A 5,960-nucleotide genomic window follows, 5' to 3' on the forward strand; every position below is an offset into this window, starting at 1 on the left:
TTCGACATGGAACTCAATGCGGATTTAGTCGTCCTCTCTGCTTGCGAGACGGGACGCGGAAAAATCACTGGCGATGGGGTCATCGGATTATCTCGTTCCTTGATGTCTGCCGGCACCGCCAGCGTGCTGGTATCCTTATGGAAAGTGCCCGATGATGCCACCTATTTGTTAATGCGAGAATTTTATCAAACTTGGGAAAGCAGTGGCGATAAAGCCCAGGCATTGCGTCAGGCGATGCTGACTACCATGCAGCAGTATCCCAGTCCCGAGAATTGGGCGGCGTTTACCTTGATGGGAGAGGCGCAGTGAGGGTGGTCATTGGTCATTTGTCCTTTGTGGTTTGTGAGTAGTTGTTGGTCATTTGTTGTTTGTTGTTTGTCAATGGTCATTGGTCAATGACCTGTTACCACATGACCAATGACCGACAGGGAGTTGTATGTTTCTACCTACAAATCTGCTTGCTGATAATAAAATCCAATGGTTCCCCCGAGAAAAATCAATGCGGTGAAGATGAAGGTGGTGGCGATGGTTTGGGAGTTACCTAAACTGACTTGAATGATTTGCCACTCGATGAAGAAAAACAGCCAAATAATTTGCACTTTCATCCAAGCGAACAACTCGCGGACGATTTGGGAGAGGTGTTGGGCCTGTTCTTCGGGAATGGGTAAGGAATTATCGAATAATTGCGAGAAGTAGGGGGAGAAGGTGAAGATGAGGTAAATCAATGTTCCCACTGTGGGAAGCAAGCAGAGGATGGGTTTGTTGCCCCAGTTCTGGGGTTGCCCGGTGAGGCCAAAATGAATGGGAATGGTTTCGGGAAGACGACCCCAAAACTGCCCGATCGCCACAAACGTGCAGATAATCCCCACCAGGGCCGCCAGTTCTAAGCTCAATACCAATGGCGATCGCGCGATCGCCATAAACTCTCGTTCGTTGTTTTGCTGTCTATTCATACCCTTTTTGATTCAATCGACGGCATAAATTTTGTTGATTCTAGCGAATTGAAAACCAAAGTGCTTCTCTCGAACGGAAGAAATGCTCCATTGTCTTTCTCCATCCTCGGATTTTAAAGCACGGCTTCCTCTAATTTTAACCGCTCCAAAACGGTAAACTTTAATACAACATGCCCCCCTTGCTTGGGGCGGTAGGCGCGCGGTCGTTTAAGTATAAAACGCGGTTGAGTTATGCTTACCTGTAAAATATAAACCCGGGTAGGGTGGCCAACTCGAAAGCCACCCTACAGGTAGCAGCGTAGCGCGATTTGAATCGCCCGCTCTTTTCCATCTCCACCAGACTTGGTATAAAAAGAAGTCAGGGCGAGGGGTCAAAAAACCCTGACCGGAGAAAAGAGATAGCGATCGCCCTTCCATCACAGCAGAAGCGATCGCCTAAAAAAAACCTAAAATCTGCAATTCCGTGTTTTTCGTCACCATTCCCAAATCCGCGATCGGATAGTGTTATACTTCGACGGGGTGCGACAGGGGAGAGGCGGCGAAGCGTCAGCGCGATCGCCAGCGATCCCCAATGGAGCACCCATACCTCTAGAATGCAGAATCAACGAACGGAAATTCATGTTAGACACCCTGGATCTCAAGCTATCCCTGGAAAAAGACGCCTACAAAGAGCAGATAGAACTCCTAATGAAGCAGATGCGCCAGCTTCAGAAAGCCTGTTGGGAAAAAAAATTACCCATGATTGTCGTGCTAGAAGGTTGGGCAGCCGCCGGGAAAGGTTCTCTAGTGAAAAAAATGGTCGGATATATGGATCCGCGCGGCTTCAAAGTCCATCCCATCTGGCCCCCCACGCCAGAAGAACGACAGTATCCCTTTTTGTGGCGATTTTGGCAAAAACTCCCTGCCCGGGGCGAAATCGGATTTTTTTATCACAGTTGGTACATCAACGTATTAGAAGATCGGCTCTTCGATCGCATTCCCGACGCCGACATTCCCACCACCATGAGGCAAATCAATGCCTTCGAGCGGCAAATGGTAGATGATGGGGTAGCGATCGCCAAATTCTGGATCCACCTAAGCCGCAAAGAACTGAAAAAACGGCTAAAAAAAGCCGCCGCCGATCCCCTAGACTCCTGGCGCGTGCGTCCCGAAGACTGGCACCAAGCCAAGAACTACCACGAGTATGCCGCGATCGCGGAAGACATGCTCATCCAAACCAGCACCGGTCCTGCTCCTTGGACTCTAGTCGAAGGCGATAACAAGCGCTGGGCGCGGGTGAAAGTCCTCTCCAAAATGGCCACCACCCTCACCGAAGCCCTCGATCTGCGGCACTGTCAAACCCCGCCCCCCGTATTACCCCCGCAAGCGCAGCTCCAACCCACCGAACCCGACTTTCTCTCCCAAGCCGATCTCAGCCTCAGTCTGTCCAAAGACGACTACAAAAAACAACTCCGCAAAGAACAAAGCAATCTGCGAAAACTGCAACAAAGCCTTCACCTGCAAAAAATTCCCGTCCTGGCAATCTTCGAGGGATGGGACGCCGCCGGCAAAGGTGGAGCCATCAAACGCTTAACCGACGTGCTCGATCCGCGCAGTTACGTGGTCAACGCCTTCGGTGCCCCCTCCACCGAAGAACTCTCCCATCACTATCTGTGGCGCTTCTGGCGCAGGTTGCCCGATCCCGGCACCATCGGCATTTTCGATCGCAGTTGGTACGGGCGCGTACTCGTAGAACGCATCGAAGGATTCGCCAGCGAACCGGAATGGCGCAGAGCCTATCGCGAAATCAACGAATTTGAAGAACAACTCACCAGCGCCGGCTACGTCTTGCTCAAATTCTGGCTGCACATCAGCCCCGAAGAACAATTAGAGCGCTTTAACGAACGCAAAGACAATCCCTTCAAGCAACACAAACTCACCGAAGAAGACTGGCGCAACCGCGAAAAATGGCCCCTTTATCACGTCGCAGTCAACCAAATGATTCAGCGCACCAGCACCCCCACCGCTCCCTGGACCGTAGTTCCCGGGAATGACAAATATTACGCCCGGGTGAAAATCATCCAAAGCGCCATCGAAGCCATCGAAACCGAACTCAAACGGCGAAAATAATCCCCACGCCGCTTCACCCCCCGCTGATGGTGGTAGCTCCCTCGGCGTGCATCGGCGCGGCGATCGCCCTGCTGCAAATCAGCGGTTCTCGTCGGTAATCATGCCTTCCCCTCCCCGTTTTGGCGGCATTCGAGTAGAAGAGGTACTGGTTCATCGCCTCTTCTACCGCAGTGGCGGTGTTTAAATCAGTCTGCTCCAACGTAGCACCGGCAAAGTTAGCCTCGCCGAGTTCCGCATCCCTCAAATTTGCTTTGCGTAAATTGCTGCGATCGAACTGTGCCTGACTCAGCAACGCCCCGCTAAAATCGGCTCCCGTCAGATTCGCTCCGGTAAAATTAACGCCACGAAGCTTGGCTCCGCTAAAATTTGTAAACCGCAAATTGGCATCGGCAAAATTAGCCCCACTGAGTTTCGCCTCGCTCAAGTTGACACCATCGAGATCCACCCCCGCCAGATCCACCCCATTCAAAAAGGCTCCCGTCAGCTTCACCCCCGCCAATTCGCTCCCCTTCAGAATCGCCCCGCTCAAGCGCGCCCCACTCAGATTCGCCCATTTCAAATTCGCCCCCGTGAGATTCGCCCCGCGCAGGTTAATCCCTTGCAAAGACGCGCCACAGAGATTCGCATGGCTGAGATCCGCACCGCGCAGGTTCACCGCCGTTAAATTCGCCCCACTCAGTTTTGCCCCGCACAGGGAAGCTTTCACCATGAAGGCACCTTGCAGGTTAGCTTTGGTTAAGTCTGCATCAATAAATTTTGCGTCATTGAGTTTGGCAAAATTGAGAGTGGCTCGCTGGAGCGCCGCGCGACTCAAGTTGGACTTGCTCAGGAACGATCGCGACAGGTCGATTCCTTCCAGGTAGGCATTGGAGAGGTTGACGCCGATTAGGGTAACGCCCACCAAGTTTGCCCCGCGCAAGTTTAAGCCAGAAAAGTCTCGTATTCCTTGTTCGTAAAGGTTAAGCCAATGATTTACTTTCATCTGCCCTATCTGTATTTGCAACCATGTTGGAGCAATTGGCCATTTTCGCGATGCACTTTGTCGTCAAAAGGTATTTCTAAAGTACACAAATCCCTCATCCACAGTAACGCTCCGCTGGCGCTTTTTGATAAAGATTTGTTAAGCCCAAACCCCTGACGAAATCAGCATGAGTGACTCGCCTAGAACCCGGTTCCGCCATCGATGCCAACCCGATCGCTTTTTCCTTCGTGGCAAAATCAAAGCAGGAACCACGCTTGCGATCGCCCCTCGGCTTTCCCGCGCTCTTGCTTTCCGTTTGCCCTATTTCGATCTTACTCGGCGTCGGCTTCAGAAAAATTTAAGAAACCCATACTTTTGTCAAGGAAGTTTGAGCAAATCCTCTCCCCCTCCTCGGTGTTGTGCATTTTCCCCGCCCCTTTCCCCGGGAGAAAACACCGATTCACCGCTTCCGAGAATCACCCCTTCAGGATATTAAGAAATGTTTCTAGTCATCACTCAAATTCTGCTTTGGGTCATTGTCGCCGCTCTGATTTGGTACGTGCTGCTTCAGCTCATTCCCCGAGAATATCTGACCTGGTTGGGCGGCGCAATTCTGTTCTGTATCATTGTTTTGGCCTTCTTTTTCCCCACGGAACAGGGGGTCTCTACCTTATGGCAAATTCTTTCCTTCCCCCTCAAACCTTTGGGGTTGTGCATCGTTTTGTTAATCTTGGCCACAAAAAAAGAACAGAAAAATCGCGATCCCCTCATCGCCTCAACCCTCGCCATTTTAGTGCTGTGTAGCATTCCCTGGTTATCCGAACAATACGAATATTGGCTGATTCGTTCCAATTTCCCGGAAACGGAGTTTTGTACCCCTCGCCCCGCCGCTACAAGACCGGCGAGGGGTAAAGTTGGGGCGATCGTTCTGTTGGCGAATGGCATTACTCAGCCATTTTTGCCCTATCAACCCCATCTGCTGAAAACTCAAATGAGCGATCGCCTCTTTAGCGCCGTGGAACAGTACAACCTACAGCGACAACTGGGAAATCGCCCCCCCGTCATTATCGCCGCCCGCCCCAAACCCTTCGCCTGGGCCGGAATTAGCGCCCCCTGGTATAACGTCAGCGTCCCCAAGGTCTCGGAAGCAGAAGAACTCAAAACCCTCCTGGTTAACCTCGGTATCCCCTCCACCGATATCCTGCTGTTAGATAACAAGGAAGTCTTCAATGTCCGCGCCACTGCGATCGCCCTGGACAATCTGCACGAAGACAAGACTCTTCCCTTCCCCAGCAATCGCATTATCTTGATTTCCTCCGCCTTGGATATGCCCCGCGCCCGACTGGCATTCGAAAAACTCGATATTCCGGTGACTCCCCGCGCCCCCACTTTGTTGGACGTTTTATGCGATCGCCAAAATCGCCTGGTTTTCCTCTCCGAACTCATCCCCAACGCCGCCAGTTTCTTACGCACCACCCGCGTCATTGAGGAATTTTACACCCTCATGTATTACTTCTTGCGCGGTTGGATCGACCCTTGCACCAACTGCGGTGCCCCTCCCCCTCCCCCCACTTCTTCTAATTTGCAAACCTTCCAACCCACCCCATCCCAACCCTGGGCCGACCCCGGCGAAGCATGAAGCTCTCGCAAAATATGGGGGACGCTACCCCCAATCCAGGCGCGTCCCCCACTCCCCCCCCAGGCAAAAATTCGCCGGCTTTTGCCAGAAAGGGGATGAGGTGATATGATGGTAAATGAAGCTGATTTTTTGAAACCCACCCAGCACGCTTAAGCAATTTATGCATTGCTTAAACGCCCTGCCTGCCGCCACGGTCTCATTATACCCGATGCTCATATCCCTTGTCAACCCCGAAAAAAAAATTCGCCGGCTTTTGCCAGAAAGGGGATGAGGTGATATGATGGTAAATGAAGCTAAT

5 protein-coding genes are annotated in these 5,960 nt (G+C 51.9%); 3 read left to right on the forward strand and 2 right to left on the reverse strand.

Translation table 11 applies throughout. The features are described 5' to 3' along the window. A partial coding sequence (locus tag LKK83_RS14130) for a CHAT domain-containing protein (RefSeq protein ID WP_324631818.1) occupies positions 1-309 on the forward strand: 309 nt, incomplete at its 5' end. Between the two features lie 137 nt (positions 310-446). Here the strand turns inward: LKK83_RS14130 and LKK83_RS14135 are convergent. Next, positions 447-953 carry a DUF1648 domain-containing protein gene (locus tag LKK83_RS14135; protein ID WP_324631819.1) on the reverse strand — a complete coding sequence of 169 codons (507 nt, stop codon included), beginning with the start codon at positions 951-953 and terminating at the stop codon, positions 447-449. A 618-nt stretch (positions 954-1,571) separates the two neighbouring features. Between LKK83_RS14135 and pap the strand changes: the two genes are divergently transcribed. Continuing rightward, a complete protein-coding gene (pap, locus tag LKK83_RS14140) occupies positions 1,572-3,062 on the forward strand; it encodes a polyphosphate:AMP phosphotransferase (protein WP_324631823.1) in 1,491 nt (496 codons plus the stop codon). A 13-nt stretch (positions 3,063-3,075) separates the two neighbouring features. On the opposite strand, the gene LKK83_RS14145 is transcribed toward pap, so the two are convergent. Continuing rightward, on the reverse strand, positions 3,076-4,044 hold the full coding sequence (locus LKK83_RS14145; protein ID WP_324631820.1) for a pentapeptide repeat-containing protein: 969 nt from the start codon (positions 4,042-4,044) through the stop codon (positions 3,076-3,078). 478 nt (positions 4,045-4,522) lie between these two features. Between LKK83_RS14145 and LKK83_RS14150 the strand changes: the two genes are divergently transcribed. Beyond that, positions 4,523-5,662: a YdcF family protein gene (locus LKK83_RS14150; RefSeq protein ID WP_324631822.1), complete on the forward strand. Its 1,140-nt coding sequence runs from the start codon at positions 4,523-4,525 to the stop codon at positions 5,660-5,662. Positions 5,663-5,960 lie beyond the last annotated feature (298 nt).

The sequence above is a fragment of the Phormidium sp. CCY1219 genome, from assembly GCF_035615515.1.
Lineage (GTDB): Bacteria > Cyanobacteriota > Cyanobacteriia > Cyanobacteriales > Laspinemataceae > CCY1219.

Coding starts and splice junctions, on each gene's coding strand:
- LKK83_RS14135 (WP_324631819.1), bottom strand. CDS start 953: ATGAATAGACAGCAAAACAACGAACGAGAGTTTATGGCGATCGCGCGA.
- pap (WP_324631823.1), top strand. CDS start 1,572: ATGTTAGACACCCTGGATCTCAAGCTATCCCTGGAAAAAGACGCCTAC.
- LKK83_RS14145 (WP_324631820.1), bottom strand. CDS start 4,044: ATGAAAGTAAATCATTGGCTTAACCTTTACGAACAAGGAATACGAGAC.
- LKK83_RS14150 (WP_324631822.1), top strand. CDS start 4,523: ATGTTTCTAGTCATCACTCAAATTCTGCTTTGGGTCATTGTCGCCGCT.